This is a genomic window from Solimonas marina (assembly GCF_012241385.1).
Classification (GTDB): domain Bacteria; phylum Pseudomonadota; class Gammaproteobacteria; order Nevskiales; family Nevskiaceae; genus Solimonas; species Solimonas marina.
The window spans coordinates 314,768-330,817 of the sequence record NZ_JAAVXB010000004.1 but is presented as its reverse complement, the minus strand read 5'-3'; the positions used below and the strand labels follow the sequence as shown (position 1 = coordinate 330,817).

Genomic DNA, 16,050 nt, shown 5'->3' with positions numbered 1-16,050 from the left:
GGACCTGCAACGAACTCGTTTCCCGATGCCAATGCGAATAGCCGATTCTCTGCACGTGCCCGGAGCCTGCTCGATCTGATTGCAGGCGCCGGGCTTCGTACGAAACCCAGGAGAATCTCGCGTGCATTCGGCCGACCGACCGGAATCCCCATCCTTCGAGCTGTACGACCTTCGCGTCGAAGTCGTTGCACCACCGGGCGCCAAGCTTTATTGCGGCGCCCAGGTCGGTGACTGGTTCGAGCTGCACGGCGAGATGCTGCATCTGCCGCCGGGTCAGGCGTTCTCGATCTACTCGCTGGCGGCGATCCTGCCGCTGCTGCCGGCCAAGCAGCGCGAGACCGACGCCAACGACTGGATGACGTCGGACGCCGAGGTCGCCTGCCCCGATCCGCACTGCCCGAGCCGCTTCCGCATCACGCGTCTGGCCAAGCGCCGCTTCACGCGCAGCGAGACCACCGCCGTGCCGCTGCCGGCGACGCTGCCGACGGTCCCGGCCGACGACGCGCTGCCGCCGATCCCGCGCTACCGCCTGGCGCCGGACTACGAAATCTCACGCCTGATCAAGGGCAGCTGGCATCTGGCCGGCGACCACGGCGAGATCGACCGCGGCCAGGCGCTGCGCGATATGGCCGAGTTCGTCGAAGCCGGCATCACCACTTTCGACTGCGCCGACATCTACACCAATGTCGAGCAGATGATCGGCGATTTCCGCGCGGCCTATCCGGCCTTGACCCACAACCTGCGCGTGCACACCAAGTTCGTGCCCGACCTCGCCGATCTCGACCGGGTCGATGCCAAGCTCGTCGAATTCAGCATCGACCGCTCGATCAAGCGCCTCGGCCTGGAACGCCTCGACGCCGTGCAGTTCCACTGGTGGAACTTCGAACGACCGGGCTACGTCGAAGCCGCGCTGCAGCTCAAGCGCCTGCAGGACAAGGGCAAGATCGACCGCATCAGCGTCACCAACTTCGACATCGCGCACCTCAAGGAACTGCTCGACGCCGGCGTGCCGGTGTTCACCCATCAGTTGCAGTACTCGCTGCTCGACAATCGTCCGGAATCCGGTGGCATGGTGCAGTTCTGCGCCGAGCACAATATCGGCCTGCTGTGCTACGGCACGGTGGCCGGCGGTTTCCTGTCGGAACGCTGGCTCAATCAGCCGGAGCCGAGCGGCGCGTTCGCCAACCGCTCGCTGGTCAAATACAAGCTGATCATCGACGACTTCGGCGGCTGGGAGCTGTTCCAGACCTTGCTGCGCGTGCTGTCCGGCATCGCCGCCAAGCATGGCTGTGACATCGCCACCATCGCCACCGCCGCCATCCTGCGCCGCGACAACGTCGCCGCTGCCATCGTCGGTGCGACCAACACCAAGCATCTGCCGTCGCACCGCCGCATCGGCACCGTGCACCTCGACGCCAATGACCTGGCGCTGATCGAGACGGTGACCCGTCATCGCAGCGGCCCGGCCGGCGACGTCTATCAACTCGAGCGCGACATCACCGGCACGCACGGCCGGATCATGAAGTACGACCTGCACAAGTAAGTAAGCAACACGGCCCGTAACCCGAGTCCGCGACGATGCACGGCAAGACCTGGTCCTCCAACCTTTTGTTCCTGATCGCGGCGATCGGCACTGAAGCCGGCATCGCCAACGTCTGGAAGTTCAGCTACCTGGCCGGCGCCAACGGCGGCGGGCTGTTCGTGGCGCTGTACTTCATTGCGTTGATCGTGATCGCCGCGCCGGCACTGATGGCGGAGATGTTGATCGGCCGCCTCGGCGGCCAGAGCGTGATGGGCAACATGCGCGCGCTGGCACAGCGCCACGGCATCTCGCGCGGCTGGCGCGCATTCGGCGCGCTGGCGCTGGTCTGCATCTTCCTGATCCTGAGTTACTACCTCGTGATCTGTGGCTGGATGCTCTACTACTTCGTGCTGTCGATCGTGCACGGCTTCGCCGGCACCACGGCCGCCAGCGCCGAGGCGATGAACGCCAGGATGCTGGCCAGCCCCGGCGCGATGCTGGCGTGCTCCGGCGCCTTCGTGATCGCCACCTGCTTCGTCGTCGCCCAGGGGGTCAATCGCGGCATCGAGCGCGTCGCCGGCGTGCTGACACCGTTGCGCTTCGCGATCCTGATCGGCCTGTTCGTCTACGCGCTGTGCTTTGCCGACGTCGGCGCCGCGGCACGCTTTTTGTTCACCATCGACTTCAGCAAGCTGAACTGGCATATCGTCATCGTCGCCGTCGGCCAGGCGTTCTTCTCGCTCGGCATCGGCGTCGGCACGATGATGACGATGGGCGCCTACATGCGCGCCGAATATTCGATCCCGCGCGCCGTCATCACCGTCGCCGTCGCTCAGGGCCTGGTGGCGCTGGTCTCCGGCCTGTCGATCTTCCCGCTGGTCTTCCAGTACGGCCTGGAACCGGCGCAGGGGCCGGGCCTGATCTTCGTCACGCTGCCGGTGGCGTTCGCGCAAATGCCGGGCGGCGCGGTGTTCGGCGCGCTGCTGTTCATGCTGCTGTCGTTCGCAGCGCTGACGGCGACCATCGTCATGCTCGAAACCATCGTCGCGTTTCTCGAGGAGTACTCGACGCGCTCGCGGCCGCTGCTGGCCTGGCTGACCGGCCTGGCACTGTGGCTGGCCGGCATGCTGACGGTGTTCTCGTTCAACCGCTGGCAGGGCGTGCATCCGCTGCGTTGGATCGGCCTGTCGTCGGACAAGACCTTCTTCGACGTGCTCGACTACCTGACGTCGAATCTGATGATGCCGCTCGGCGGTCTGCTCGTCGCGCTGATGGCCGGCTGGGCGCTGAGCCGTGACGTCGTCTGCCGCGAACTGCGGCTCGGCAACGGCCCGGCGTTCCGCCTCTGGTACGTCTCGGTTCGTTACGTCGTGCCGGTCGCCGTACTGGTCATCTTCATCTCGATTCAATCATCGTAAGGCGACTGCCGTCCCCCGCCGGGCTCACGTGAGGCCGGCCGGCGCCGCCGTGTTTGCAAGGAGCCCTCCCATGCTCATTGGCGTACCCAAGGAAATCAAAATCCACGAATACCGCGTCGGCCTCACGCCGGCCGGCGTTCGCGAACTCAAGACGCGGGGCCACCAGATTCTGGTTCAGCGCGCCGCTGGCGCCGCGATCGGCCTCGCCGACGAGCTGTATCTGGCGGCCGGTGCCGAGCTGGCCGACACGCCCGAGGAAATCTTCGCGCGCGCCGACATGATCGTGAAGGTCAAGGAACCGCAGCCGTCCGAATACCGGCAGCTGCGTGCTGGCCAGATCCTGTTCACCTACCTGCATCTGGCGCCCGATCCGGCGCAGGCGCAGGGCTTGATCGACTGCGGCTGCGTGGCAATCGCTTATGAAACCGTGACCGACGCACGGGGCGGCCTGCCGTTGCTGGCGCCGATGAGCGAAGTCGCCGGTCGCATGTCGGTCCAGGCTGGCGCGCATGCGCTGGAAAAGGCGCAGGGCGGCAACGGCACGCTGCTCGGCGGCGTACCCGGCGTGACGCCGGCCGACGTCGTCGTCATCGGCGGCGGCGTGGTCGGCTACAACGCCGCGCGCGTCGCGGTCGGCATGGGCGCGCGCGTCACCATTTTCGACCGCTCGACGGCGCGCCTCGCCGAACTCGACGCGCGCTTCGAAGGCCGTGCAACGACCCTGTTCTCGACCGCCGACGCGCTGGAACGCGCCGTCAACCAGGCCGACCTCGTCATCGGTGCGGTGCTGATCCCGGGCGCGGCGGCGCCGAAGCTGGTCACGCGGGCCATGCTGGGGCAGATGAAGCCCGGCGCGGTGATCGTCGACGTCGCCATCGATCAGGGCGGCTGCTTCGAAACCTCGCGACCGACCACGCATACCGAGCCGACGTACGTCGTCGAAGGTATCGTCCACTATTGCGTCGCCAACATGCCGGGCGGCGTCGCGCGCACCTCGACCTTCGCGCTGACCAACGCGACGTTGCCCTATGTGCTGGCGCTGGCCGACAAGGGCTGGAAGCAGGCGCTGCGCGACGATGCGCACCTGCGCGCCGGTCTCAATGTCGTTGACCACAAGCTGACGTATGCAGCAGTCGCCGACGCACTGAAGCTGCCGTTCGCCGACACACAAACCGTACTCGCCGCCTGAGCATTGCGCGCCGCACAACGCCCCGTCACGGCACACCGCCTGACGGGGCGTTTACGTTGGCGCCCCCGGGAAGCTCATCACGCGAAGTCGGCCCGAACTGTGCTAATACTCCGGGGATTCGCCGCACACCGTATCGACGCGGCGAGCATCGATCACCTAGAGAGACCGCATGACTTCACAGCAGGCCCCGCAAATCTTTCAGCGCCATCGCATCGCCAACTATCTGGTCGACGGCAAGCTCTGCAACACCTTCGCGATCGGTGCGCTCGGCACCGCCGAGGACTTCTTCCTGCTCGGCGTCGAACAACCCGGCGAGACCCACGAGCCGATGATCACCGCCAATCTGCTCGGCGCCGACGGCAAGGTGCTGTGCCGCCTCGTACGCAACATGATCACCGCCAATCCGGGGCAGTGCCGCAAGGTGTTCGACGAGCAGATCGGCTACGAGATTCACGACCGTGACGGCAACACGATCTTCGCCGTGCGCACGCGTCGAGATGCCAACGCCGGCGCTGACGACCCGGCTTTCGTGATGGTGTTGTCCGGTCGCTTCCACGACCGTCAGGGCAAGCAGGTCGCGCAGCTGTCGCTGGCCGGCGCCGACGAATTCATTGACGAGACGCTGCCTGCCGCATTCGGCTTCGATGGCAATTTCGGGCTGTCGCGTCAGCTGTCGGAAGACGCCGCGGTGGTCGCACGCCTGATGATGATGACGCGCGGCGCCACCCATCAGGTCATCAGAGGCTCGATCACGCAGCAGGCGTTCACACTCGACGGCGCCATCGTTCACAACGCACAGTTCAATGGCTGCAAGCTGCGCCTGACCAGTGGCGAGTTCGCGGTGTTCGGCGAGTCCAATGCCTTCAACGATTGCCATTTCGACTTCTACGGACCGGCCGGTAATGTCCGCAATCTGATGATGGAGCTGATGAAGGCATCGGCCCGCGCGGTGCCGACCGCCTGAAATCCGCACGTCGCCCAGGCTGATCATGAGCAAGCCCGCCTCGCCCTCCGCCTCCCGTCCCGCGGACGCCGACCGCCGCGCCTGGACCGCTGCGGCGATCGCGCGTATCGAGGCCGACTTCAATCGCTCGGCCGACACGCACCTGATCCCGATGCGCCTGCCCGGTTACGCGGACATCGACGTTTACCTCAAGGACGAGTCCAGCCACCCGACCGGCAGTCTCAAACACCGCCTCGCGCGTTCGCTGTTTCTGTATGCGTTGTCGAACGGCTGGCTACGCGACGGTCGCCCGGTGATCGAGGCATCGAGCGGCTCGACAGCGGTCTCCGAGGCGCATTTCGCGCGCCTGCTCGGCCTGCCGTTCATTGCCGTCATGCCGCGCGACACCTCGCCGGAGAAGATCGCCGCGATCGAATTTCACGGCGGTCGCTGCCACCTGATCGAGCATGCGCGCGATCTCAACAGCGAATCCGAACGTCTGGCGCGTGAAACCGGCGGCCATTTCATGGACCAGTTCACCTATGCCGAAAGGGCCACGGACTGGCGCGCCAACAACAACATCGCCGAGTCGATCTTCAAACAGATGGCGCTGGAGCCGCACCCGGTGCCAACCTGGATCGTCTGCAGTGCCGGCACCGGCGGCACCAGCGCCACGCTCGGCCGCTACGTGCGCTACAGCCGTCACGACACGCGCGTGCTTTGCGCCGACCCCGAGCATTCGGTGTTCTTCGAACACTACGAGCGCAACCTGGCCGGCACGGCCAGCGCGGCGCCGACGCCCTGCGGCGGCTCACGCATCGAGGGCATCGGCCGGCCACGTGTCGAACCGAGCTTCATCCCCAGTTGCATCGACGCCATGATCAAGGTGCCGGATGCCCTGGCGCTGGCCGCGATGCGCTGGGTCAGCGCGGCGCTTGGCCGCCGCGTCGGCGGCTCGACCGGCACCAATTTCGTCGGCGTGCTCGCCGTTGCCGAGCGCATGCGCGCCGCGGGCCGGAGCGGATCGATCGTCAGCATCCTCTGCGACTCCGGCGCGCGCTACGCGCACAGCTATTACAGCGCCGACTGGTATGCCGCGCGCGGCATCGAGACCGAGCACAGCGACGCGCTGATCACGGCCGCGGGCGAAGGTGCCGCACTGCCGACGCTGCCGTGGGCCGGAACACCGAACACGCCGGGATAAGCGCGATGATCATTCGTGACGCACGCTCCGCTGACGTCGCGGCGATGCTCGCGATCTACGCGCCGATCGTCGAGACCACGGCCATCTCGTTCGAAGCATCCGCACCGTCACCGGGTGAATTCGCAGCGCGCGTCGACAAGTACGGCAACGGCTGGGCATGGCTGGTCGCCGAGGACGGCGGCGAACTGCTCGGCTATGCCTATGGATCGCCGCATCGCGAACGCGCGGCATATCGCTGGTCGGTCGAAACGTCGGCCTATGTCGCCGCGGCGGCACGCGGCCGCGGCGTCGGCCAGCAGCTGTATCGCGCACTGCTCGCGCGGCTTGCCCAGCGCGGCTACTGCAACGCCTACGCCGGCATCGCCCTGCCGAACGCCGCAAGCATCGGCCTGCACGAATCGGTCGGCTTTCGTGCCATCGGCGCATTTCCGTCGGTCGGGTACAAACTTGGCCGCTGGCACGACGTCGCCTGGTATCATCAGGCGCTGCGCGCAGCGCCGGCCGCCCCGGAGGCGCCCGCGTGACGCCGTGGTCCGCGCTTGAAGGCGGCTGCACCTGTCGCGCCGTTCGTTATCGCCTCGACAGCGCGCCGCTGTTCGTGCACTGCTGTCATTGCCGCTGGTGCCAACGCGAAACCGGTAGCGCCTTCGCGCTCAATGCGATGATCGAAGCCGATCGCGTCACCGTGATGACCGGCACACCGCAGACCATCCACACGCCGTCGCTGAGCGGCCTCGGCCAGCACATCGCGCGCTGTCCGCACTGCCAGCTCGCACTGTGGAGCCACTACGCCGGCTCCGGGCCCTGCGTGCGCTTCGTTCGCGTCGGCACCCTTGACGAGCCGGACCGGCTGCCACCGGACGTCCACATCTTCACTGCATCGAAGCAGCCGTGGGTGATTCTGCCGCCGGACACACCGGCGGTCAGTGCGTACTACGACCGCGATCAGCTGTGGCCGGCCGCGAGTCTGGAACGGCGTCGCGCGCTACAGCCGAAGATCGACACCTGGCTGGCACAGCGCGACGCCGCACAGCGCTAGATCACGGCCGCTCAGGTGCTCTGCGCGCTCCACTGCGCGGCGAGCTGGGTCAAGACGTTCATCGGCATCGGCCCGGAATTCAGCACCAGGTCGTGGAACTGCCGGACGTCGAAGCGCTTGCCCATCTTCGCGCGGGCGGCTTCGCGCGCCGCGACGATCGAATTGGCGCCGACCTTGAAGCTGCAAGCCTGACCCGGATACACGCAATAGCGCTCGACTTCACGCGTGGTCGCGACGACCGGATCGCCGATCGTCGTCACCATCCAGTCGATCGCCTGCTGGCGCGTCCAGCGCTTGTAGTGAATGCCGGTGTCGACGACGATGCGTGCCGCGCGGAACAGCTCGGACTGCAGGTAACCGATACGGCCGAACGGATCGTTCTCGTAGACGCCCAGCTCGTCGGCCACCTGCTCGGCGTAGAGCCCCCAGCCTTCCGAGTAGGCCGAAAAGCGCACGACCTTGCGGAACAACGGCAGCGCGCCGGCGTGCTTGAGCACCGAGCCCTGGAAATGATGGCCCGGAATACCTTCGTGATAGGCCAAGGTCGGCAGACGCCACACGGCCAGATCGCTCGGCCGTTTGAGGTTCAGTGAGAAGATGCCCGGCTGATCGCCGGCGCCCGGATCGTAGTACGCGCCCGGCGCACTGCCCTCGATCGCGACCGGCGTGCGGCGCACGATCAAGGGGTCGACAACGACCTTGCCGAACGCACGCGGCAGGCGCGCACGAATGTCGTCGAGCAGGTGTCGCGCCTGGGCCAGCAACTGCTCGCGGCCCTGATCGTTGTCCGGCACCTGAAAGCGCGGATCGTGATTGAGCGCGCTGATGCGGGCGCCGACGCTGCCCTGGGTCATGCCCTGCGCGCGCAGGCTGCGGTCGATCTCCGCCAGCAGTTCCTGGACCTGTGCCTGCCCGCTTTCGTGCAGGGCGGCCGGCTTGATGTCGGCCGTCGTGTTCGAACGCACCGCGGTTTCGTAATAGGCGTCGCCGTTCGGCAGGCGCCAAACGCCAGCGTCGGATACCGCCTTGGGCTGCAAGCCCTTGAACGCGTCGATCTGCCGCGACAGGGCCGGCGCGACCCGCTCGCGGAAGATCTTGTCGGCCGGCGCTTCGAAACCACCGAGCTGGTTGGCGGCCGCACGCTTCAGCGCCGGACCGATCAAGGGCGTCGTCGCCGGTGCCGAGTCGCGCAGGTCGGTGAGCTGCGCGAGCGTTTTGGCGATGATGAAGTCCGGCGGAATCACGCCGAGCGCCGCATCGTGACGAATCCGCTCGGTCTCTTGATCGAGGGCGGTGCCCAGCGCCGACAGTCGCGCCAGATAGGCGTCGACGTCAGCCTTCGATTCGAGTGGATGCCGTGAACCGATGAAGTCCGGCAGCCAGTAATACGTACCGTTCATCTGACTGACGACATACGGGCTGGGTCGCAGATCGATGTCGACATAGCCGTACCAGTCCAGCGTCTCGCGCATGTCCTCGTAGACAAAGCGCGCGACGTCATAGTCGAGCGCGGCCGACGGCGACAGGGCGCGCCGGTCTATCGTCGACAGCTCGGCGATCGCCTGGGCAACCGCGCCGCGGTCACGCGCGATGGCCGCCAGCGAGCGGTCGTCGAGCTGGCTGCGCAATGCAGCATGCGCGCCGGTGTCGTAGTTGTAATTGGTCGCCGTTTCCGGCGAACGCTGCAGGAAGCGTTCGGTATGCCGCTGCAGCATGGCTTCGAGATGCGCATCCGCATCGGCGGCGAATGCACGGGAGAACGGCGACAGCAGGCCGAATGCGGCAGAGGCCGAGACGGCCTGCAGAAAATGACGTCTTTGCATGATGACGATTGTCGCTCTGCTGATACGTAGACGCGAGCATGAAGCCCGCCAATGAAACGGCCCGCCCCGGGTCGGGGCGGGCCGCTACGATCACTTGCCGACGAACGTGTACTTCAGCGACACGCCGAAGCTGCGATACGACGGCTCGACCTGCACGCCACTATAGAACGCCTTCTCGTAGGCGTTGTTGTAGTAGTTGTTGTCGAACAGGTTCTGCGCATACGCCACCACGCTGAACTTCTCGCCTTCGAACCCGACGCGCAGGTTGATGTTGTTGTAGCCCGGCGAGATGAACGGCTTTTCGTTGTACAGCAGCGCGTAGTTGTTCGACAGCATCGAGCTGCGCACACTCCACTCGCCGCGGATGAACGCATCGTAGGCATCGAACACCGGCACCGTGTACTGCGCCTGGGCACCGCCGGTCCAGCGCGGCGCGGCGATCATCTGCATGCCGCTGGCGTCGAAGGTCTGACCATCGACCAGCGCGTTCTTGTAGCTGTCGAACTTCGAGTCGAGATAACCGGCCTGTACGCTGAGGCGCAAGTGGCGCGTGATCGCCGCATCGGCGCTCAGCTCGACGCCGGTGCTGCTGGCGCTCGACGCATTGCTGATGCCGCTGACGCTGACCAGGTCGCCGTTGTCGTCGAAGTACTGGAAGTTGGACGACTGCTGCACGTTCTGCCAATCCATGTAGAACACGGCGGCGTCGAGACGCAAGCGATGATCGAACAGCTCGAGCTTGGTGCCGAGCTCGTAGTTCCACAACTTCTCCGGCGCGTAGTCGTTCTTCAGCGACAGCTGCGAGGTCTGCACGCCGCCGGCCTTGTAGCCCTTGGAGATCGTCGCGTAATTCATCCAGTCCTTGCTGACCGCATAGTTCAGCGTCAGACGCGGCGAGAAATCGTTGAACGTCACCTGGCGGGTGTCGTCGTTGTTGGTCGTGCCGCTGGACGTGTCGATGATGTGGCGGTGGATATCGTCGTGCGAGTAACGACCGCCGCCGGTCAGCGCCCACTGCTCGTTGAAGTGCCAGGTCGCCTGCGCGAACGCCGCCGCATAGTTGATGCTCGCGTTGCTGTAGGTGCCGGTGATTTCGGTCCCTTCGTCACCGGACTGCGCATCGGCGCCGTTGTACGTGACCTGATTCTTCTCGCCGCTGTCGCGGCCGTACATCGCACCGAAGCTCCATTCGAGCGGGCCGCTGCCGGTCGACTGCAGGCGCAACTCGCCACTGGTCGAATCGCGATCGAGCGCGAAGTTCTCGTAGTAGTAGTCGTAGCTGCCGCCGTCGACGTCGCCGTAGTTGAAGATCGTCGTGTTCAGATGACCGATTACCGCCGTCAGCTGTGCGGTGTCGAAGTCGTAGGTCGTGCGGCTGTCGAAGTAATGGAACTTGGTGCCGACCTTCTGCGGCCGGTCGTAATTCACTTCATCGCGGTTGTCCGGATAGAAGCCAACGCCGTCGGGGTCGGCCAGACCGTAGCCAGGGCTGCCGCCGTAATAGACCGCTGCCCAGGTGCGGGTCAGAAAGCCCGTCGGCACGCCGGCGCGCATGCCGGTTTCCTCGTTCGAATAGCTGTACGTCAGATCCGACGTCAGACGCGAATTCGGCGTGAAGCGACCGATGACGCGACCGGACTTGTAGTCCGAATCGTTGCCGCCGCCAATCGGGTTGATGTTCTTGATCCAGCCGTCGGACTTGTCGATCTGGCCGGCGGCACGGATCGCGAAGATGTCCTTGATGACCGGCACGTTGACGATGGCTTCGGCATGCCGCGTGTCATAGCTCGAATAGCCGAGCCCGCCCTTCACCAGCCAATCATTGGTCGGCTTGTTGGTCGTGATGTTGATCGCGCCGCCGAGCGCATTGCGACCGAAGTACGTGCCCTGCGGACCGCGCAACACTTCGATCTGCTGCATGTCCAGCACTTCCGGATTGCTGGTGCCGGCGCTGACATTGAAATCGTCGATATAGAACGCGTACGACGACGAGCGCACGTCGTCATAGGCGTTGATCTGGTTGTTGATGCCGCGAATGCTCAAATCCTTGCGGTCACGCGAACCGCTGGAAATGAACGAGACGTTCGGCGTCATCGCAAAGACATCCTCGATGCCTTTGACGTTGGCTTTTTCGATGGTCTCGGCGTTGATCGCCGTGACACTGACCGGCACATCCTGCAGCGACTGCTTGCGGCGCTCGGCGGTGACGACGACTTCGGCCAGTGCCGCGCTGTCGCTCGCCGTCGCCGATGTGTCGGCGTCGGCGCTTTGCGCATAGGCCGGCACGGCGACGAAACCGGACGCCAGTACGCCGGCCGCGATCAGATTGAGGCGCGGCAGTGCGCGCAGGACCGACGATTGATCGGACGATGAATTACCGCGGACGCTATGACGACGCATGGTCGATCCCCAAAGAAAAGGCGTGAAGGATGACGGCGGCAGCTCCCGGGCCTGCCGCCGGTAAGACGACAGCTCAGCTGTGCCAGCAGCCCGGCATCTTGTCGGCCTGCTCGGGCGTCAGGTCGGTACGCACCAGTGCCAGCGACGCGATCTTGCCGCCACGCAGGATCGCGTGGCCGGCGGCGATCTCGCACGACGGCTTGCCGTGATCGCGGGCACGGATGATGTGGTAGGTGTAGATCTTGTTGCCGGACTGGAACTCCTCCATGAACGGCAGCACGATTTCCACTTCGTCAACGTTGGCCTGGATCTTCTGGAAGTGCTCGGCCCATTCGCCGACACCACGGATGGCGACGCGGCCATCGAGCGTCAGCGTCGCATCGTCGGTGAAGTACTGACGAAAGGCGTCCGGCGTGAACGATCCCTTGACCTTGAACGCGCCGTTCCACCACTTGAACATCTGGCTGACTTCATCGCTGCCGGCCGGCGCGGTCGCTGCCTGGGCGGCCAGCGGCACTGCGATGACGGCGGCCAGTGCGGTACGCGCCGCGAGGCGGCGGATCATGGATGCTGCGGTCGAATGAAAGCTCATTTGATGGTTCTCGTAAACGAAAGAAGATGCGGCGTCAGAGCGACGGCGCGTTGTCGTCACGCACGACGTCACCGCCCTTCATGACGAAGTCGATCGTGCGCAGCGCGCCGATGTCGTCGAGCGGGTTCTTGCGCAGCGCGACGATGTCCGCATAGCGGCCCGGCGCGATCGCGCCGACGTCGTGCTCCAGCTTGAGCATGTGTGCCGGCACATCGGTCGCCGCGCGCAGCGCCTGCAGCGGGCTCATGCCGGCCTTCTGATAGAGCTCGGCTTCGTGAATGGTCGCAGTCGTGCCGCTGTTCGGCTCGTACGGCAGCTGGTCGGTGCCGAGCGAAATCTTCACGCCAATGTGGATCGCATCCTGCAGCATCCGCCAATGGTCCTTGCCCGTGCTGCGCACGCGATCGAGATACCAGTCGGGCGTACCGATCTTCTTGAAGAACTCGAACACGCCCGGCTGGTCGACAACGATGGTCGGTGTCAGCCACGTGCCCTGCGCCTTCATCTTGCGCAGCACCTCGTCGGTGAAGTGATAGCCGTGCTCGAAGCCGTCGATGCCGTACTTGAGCGCCTGCAGCGCCGCTTCGGACGAACCGTTGTGCGCGGTAATCTGCACGCCGTTGCGGTGCGCAACGTCGATCGCCACCTTCATTTCCTCGTCGGTCATCGGCGCGGCGCTGATCGCGCCGTGGCTGTCGGCGATGCCGCCCGAGATCGCCAGCTTGATCCAGGTTGCGCCAGCCTTGATCTGTTCACGCTCGGCCTTGGCAAAGCCGTAAGGGCCGTCGGCTTCGAGGAACCCGTGGCCACCGGTCGGCGCGATGATCTCGCCGGCGCTCTGGATACGCGGCCCGATCGTGCGGCCGCCGTCGATCGCGCGCTTGAGCGCGAAATCGTTGCCGTGCTCCTCACCGACCAGACGCACCGTGGTCACGCCCGAATACAGCGACTTGCGCGCATTTTCCGCCATGCGCAACACCTGGTCGGCATCGCTTTCGTTGATCAGCGCCGCGCCGGCGGCGCCGGGCAGCTTCAGACCGAGATGCACATGGCAGTTGAGCAGACCCGGAATCAGGTACTGGCCGCTCATGTCGATACGCTTGGCGTCGGCCGGAATCTCGACCTGATCCGCCGGACCGACCGCCGCGATGCGGTCGCTGTCGATCAGCACGGTGGCATGCTCGATCGGCTTGCCGGACAGCACGTCGATGACCGTTGCACCGGTCAGCGCCACGAAGCGGCCCTCCGGTGGGTGAACCTGCGTGAACACCGCGGTCGGCTCTGCCGACGCCGGCGCCATTGCCGCGAGACCACTGGCCAGCGCGAGTGTGAGCGCCGTGCGGCGCAGCCCGAAATTCATGTTGTCTCCCTTGCATGCCCCGTCGTTGCGTTGCGCGCAATGACGAAAGCGACCTTCAACCTTCAATGAGTGATGCGACCCGCATCGTGCAGTCCGCCCGGATCACCCGCGAAATCCTGTCATGACAGCGTCACCGACGGCTTGATTCTTTGATGCCGGCGGCGAAAGTTCGATAACGATGCGCCGTGAGTTTGTTGCACTGTCCGCAACGGAAAAGCGATACGCCAAGGCAACGCGTGCGTGCAGCACGCCGTGCACGCAAACGGGCAGCTGCGAGAGTGCGGCGGGCAAGCGACGGCCGCGGCGGTGCGTGTGCACCGCCGCGGAGAGCGTCCGGATCAGCGCGCGTCGCCGATCATTCGGGTGATCGAGCGCGCCAGCAGCAACAGCACACAGCCGGCCACCACGTCCATCGCGCAGATCATCAGAAAGCGCGTCGGCGCGGTCGCCAGGGTGTCCTCGCCGAAATAGCCGGCGACGATGCCGGACAGCAGGTTGCCGAGCGCGACGCCGGCGAACCAGGTGCCCATCATCTGCCCGGTGTAGCGTTTGGGCGACAGCGCGGTAATCGCCGACAGGCCGATCGGCGAGACGCACAGTTCGCCGAAGGTGTGCAGCATGTAGGTCAGCAGCAACCAGGTCGGCGCGACGCGCGTCCCGGCCCCGCCCTGCACGACCAGCCAGCTCGCCCAGGCCATGACGACGAAGCCCAGGCCGACCTGGATCAGGCCGATACCGAACTTGGCCGGCAGCGACGGTTCGAGATTGCGCCGCGCCAGGCGCACCCACATGGCACCGAACAGCGGCGCGAAAACGACGATGTAGAACGGCCCCAGCGCCTGATACCAGCTCGCCGGATGCTCGCCGTCGGCAAACCACGAGCCGAGAAACGAGCGATCGGTGTAATCGCGCGCGAACAGATTGAACGTCGAACCGGCCAGCTCGTAGCCGAGGATGAAGATCGCGACGCTGCAGAACAGGATCAGAATCACGGCGACGCGCTTGGCTTCGTCGCCGCTGAGGCGGCCGAACAGGAAAACGTAGCCGAAGAAGCCGGCCGCCATCAGCACCATCGCCAGGCCGGTATAGCGCGCCAGCGTCACCGGGGCAGCCGGGATGATGCCGGCGAACATCAGCGCGATCAGCGCCGTCAACGCCGCGCCGGCACCGAACAAAATCTGCAGACCGCGGCGCCGTTCGGCCGGCGTCGTGGCGGTCGGCAGTGCCGGCGGCAGGTGGCGCCGCTGTGCCACGAACTGCAGCAGGCCGCCGAGCATGCACAGACCGGCGACGGCGAACCCGGCGCGCCAGGACAACTTCTCGCCGATCGTGCCGATCACCAGCGGCGCCAGTACCGCGCCGAGATTGATGCCGATGTAGAACAGCAGAAAGCCGGCATCGCGCCGCGCACTGCTCTGGCCGCTGTAAAGCTGGCCGACCATGACGCTGACGTTGGGCTTGAGCAGGCCGACGCCGAGCACGATGACGATCAGGCCCAGATAGAAGAACGTCACGCTCTGCAGCGCCAGCATGAAGTTGCCCGCCGCCATCAGCAGCGCCCCGGCGATCACCGCGCGCTGCGCGCCGAGCAGACGATCGGCGATCCAGCCGCCCGGCCACGAAAACAGGTAGACGCAGCCGATATACAGACCGTAGATCGACGTGGCGGCCTTGTCGTCGAGGCCGAGACCACCGTCGATGACCGCGGCGGTCATGAACAGCACCAGCAGGCTGCGCATGCCGTAGAACGTGAACCGTTCCCACATTTCGGTCAGAAACAGCGTCGCCAGACCGCGCGGATGGCCGGCGAAACCGTTCGATTCACGTCCCTGCGACATGCGCACCCCCGTGCTTGAGCCGGCGTGTCAGCCGGCGTTGATCAGCGTCACGATCTCGTCGACCCCGCGCACGTCGGCGAATGCTTGCATCACCGAGCGCATGCCGGCCAGGTGGCCGTCGTAGTACGGCGCGATGGTCGCGTCGTGCGGCATGAAGGTGTTGAAGTCGAGCATCATCGCGTCGCGCACCGTCGACTCGCAGCCGATGTTGGTCGCCGTGCCGGCGACGATCACCGTGTCGATGCCGCGCTCGCGCAGCATGCGCTCCGGGTCGCTGGGATTGCGGATGAACGCGCTGAAGCGGTACTTCGGCAACACCAGATCCTGCGGCGCACGATCGAGTGCATCGTGCAGCGCGTGCAGCGCGTTGCCGGGCGTCAGCGCTGCAACCGCTTCACCGCGGTACTGGTCGCCGACGAAGTTGTCGAAATACTGCGCCCAGTATTCGGGCGTGCCCGGCGCACCGGTGGTCTGCTGAAACCAGCAGACCGTGCCGCCCTTGGCGCGCAGCGCCCGTGCCAGGCGATTGATCGGCACCAGGGTGTCGATCGTGTTCGGCGTATGGAACGGCGCGCCGGGCCGCAGCCAGACGTTCTGCATGTCGAGCGCGAGCAGCGCGGTGCGTTGCGGCACGATCCTGTCGTAGACCGCCAGGGTGCCGCGTCTGTAGATGGCGCGATCGACCAGCTCCGCCGGCAACGACGGTTCCTTGATGGACATGG

General features: G+C 65.7%; 13 protein-coding genes. 7 read left to right on the top strand and 6 right to left on the bottom strand.

What is annotated here, in order from left to right:
- Positions 1-121 precede the first annotated feature (121 nt).
- The 7 genes from G7Y82_RS09820 to G7Y82_RS21705 all read left to right on the top strand — a co-directional run bounded on the left by G7Y82_RS09820 (position 122) and on the right by G7Y82_RS21705 (position 7,315).
- Positions 122-1,543 carry an aldo/keto reductase gene (locus tag G7Y82_RS09820; RefSeq protein WP_206370531.1) on the top strand — a complete coding sequence of 474 codons (1,422 nt, stop codon included), beginning with the start codon at positions 122-124 and terminating at the stop codon, positions 1,541-1,543.
- Positions 1,544-1,578: 35 nt separating this feature from the next.
- The gene (locus G7Y82_RS09815) at positions 1,579-2,940 is read left to right on the top strand and encodes a sodium-dependent transporter (protein WP_168147858.1); all 1,362 of its coding nucleotides are present in this window, start codon (positions 1,579-1,581) and stop codon (positions 2,938-2,940) included.
- Positions 2,941-3,010: 70 nt separating this feature from the next.
- Positions 3,011-4,129, top strand: a complete 1,119-nt coding sequence (gene ald / locus G7Y82_RS09810; protein WP_168147857.1) for an alanine dehydrogenase — start codon at positions 3,011-3,013, stop codon at positions 4,127-4,129.
- A gap of 169 nt (positions 4,130-4,298) precedes the next feature.
- The gene (locus G7Y82_RS09805) at positions 4,299-5,093 is read left to right on the top strand and encodes a hypothetical protein (RefSeq protein WP_168147856.1); all 795 of its coding nucleotides are present in this window, start codon (positions 4,299-4,301) and stop codon (positions 5,091-5,093) included.
- Between the two features lie 25 nt (positions 5,094-5,118).
- The gene (locus G7Y82_RS09800; protein ID WP_168147855.1) at positions 5,119-6,276 is read left to right on the top strand and encodes a PLP-dependent cysteine synthase family protein; all 1,158 of its coding nucleotides are present in this window, start codon (positions 5,119-5,121) and stop codon (positions 6,274-6,276) included.
- 5 nt (positions 6,277-6,281) lie between these two features.
- Positions 6,282-6,800 (top strand): arsinothricin resistance N-acetyltransferase ArsN1 family B, encoded by a 519-nt coding sequence (locus G7Y82_RS09795; protein WP_168147854.1) that lies wholly within the window; start codon positions 6,282-6,284, stop codon positions 6,798-6,800.
- The gene (locus G7Y82_RS21705; RefSeq protein WP_168147853.1) at positions 6,797-7,315 is read left to right on the top strand and encodes a GFA family protein; all 519 of its coding nucleotides are present in this window, start codon (positions 6,797-6,799) and stop codon (positions 7,313-7,315) included. Before G7Y82_RS09795 ends, G7Y82_RS21705 begins: the two co-directional genes overlap by 4 nt.
- Positions 7,316-7,326: 11 nt before the next feature.
- On the opposite strand, the gene G7Y82_RS09785 is transcribed toward G7Y82_RS21705, so the two are convergent.
- The 6 genes from G7Y82_RS09785 to G7Y82_RS09760 all read right to left on the bottom strand — a co-directional run bounded on the left by G7Y82_RS09785 (position 7,327) and on the right by G7Y82_RS09760 (position 16,048).
- Positions 7,327-9,138, bottom strand: a complete 1,812-nt coding sequence (locus tag G7Y82_RS09785; RefSeq protein WP_168147852.1) for a DUF885 domain-containing protein — start codon at positions 9,136-9,138, stop codon at positions 7,327-7,329.
- 90 nt (positions 9,139-9,228) lie between these two features.
- Entirely contained in the window at positions 9,229-11,538 is a 2,310-nt protein-coding gene (locus G7Y82_RS09780; protein ID WP_168147851.1) for a TonB-dependent receptor, read from the bottom strand.
- Positions 11,539-11,611: 73 nt separating this feature from the next.
- Positions 11,612-12,103 carry a hypothetical protein gene (locus G7Y82_RS09775; RefSeq protein WP_206370530.1) on the bottom strand — a complete coding sequence of 164 codons (492 nt, stop codon included), beginning with the start codon at positions 12,101-12,103 and terminating at the stop codon, positions 11,612-11,614.
- Positions 12,104-12,164: 61 nt separating this feature from the next.
- Positions 12,165-13,490: an amidohydrolase family protein gene (locus G7Y82_RS09770; protein WP_206370528.1), complete on the bottom strand. Its 1,326-nt coding sequence runs from the start codon at positions 13,488-13,490 to the stop codon at positions 12,165-12,167.
- A gap of 338 nt (positions 13,491-13,828) precedes the next feature.
- A complete protein-coding gene (locus G7Y82_RS09765; protein ID WP_168147850.1) occupies positions 13,829-15,328 on the bottom strand; it encodes a peptide MFS transporter in 1,500 nt (499 codons plus the stop codon).
- Between the two features lie 27 nt (positions 15,329-15,355).
- Positions 15,356-16,048 carry a cysteine hydrolase family protein gene (locus G7Y82_RS09760; RefSeq protein ID WP_168147849.1) on the bottom strand — a complete coding sequence of 231 codons (693 nt, stop codon included), beginning with the start codon at positions 16,046-16,048 and terminating at the stop codon, positions 15,356-15,358.
- Between the last annotated feature and the right edge of the window lie 2 nt (positions 16,049-16,050).

Coding starts and splice junctions, on each gene's coding strand:
- G7Y82_RS09815 (WP_168147858.1), top strand. CDS start 1,579: ATGCACGGCAAGACCTGGTCCTCCAACCTTTTGTTCCTGATCGCGGCG.
- ald (WP_168147857.1), top strand. CDS start 3,011: ATGCTCATTGGCGTACCCAAGGAAATCAAAATCCACGAATACCGCGTC.
- G7Y82_RS09805 (WP_168147856.1), top strand. CDS start 4,299: ATGACTTCACAGCAGGCCCCGCAAATCTTTCAGCGCCATCGCATCGCC.
- G7Y82_RS09800 (WP_168147855.1), top strand. CDS start 5,119: ATGAGCAAGCCCGCCTCGCCCTCCGCCTCCCGTCCCGCGGACGCCGAC.
- G7Y82_RS09795 (WP_168147854.1), top strand. CDS start 6,282: ATGATCATTCGTGACGCACGCTCCGCTGACGTCGCGGCGATGCTCGCG.
- G7Y82_RS09785 (WP_168147852.1), bottom strand. CDS start 9,138: ATGCAAAGACGTCATTTTCTGCAGGCCGTCTCGGCCTCTGCCGCATTC.
- G7Y82_RS09780 (WP_168147851.1), bottom strand. CDS start 11,538: ATGCGTCGTCATAGCGTCCGCGGTAATTCATCGTCCGATCAATCGTCG.
- G7Y82_RS09775 (WP_206370530.1), bottom strand. CDS start 12,103: ATGATCCGCCGCCTCGCGGCGCGTACCGCACTGGCCGCCGTCATCGCA.
- G7Y82_RS09770 (WP_206370528.1), bottom strand. CDS start 13,490: ATGAATTTCGGGCTGCGCCGCACGGCGCTCACACTCGCGCTGGCCAGT.
- G7Y82_RS09765 (WP_168147850.1), bottom strand. CDS start 15,328: ATGTCGCAGGGACGTGAATCGAACGGTTTCGCCGGCCATCCGCGCGGT.
- G7Y82_RS09760 (WP_168147849.1), bottom strand. CDS start 16,048: ATGTCCATCAAGGAACCGTCGTTGCCGGCGGAGCTGGTCGATCGCGCC.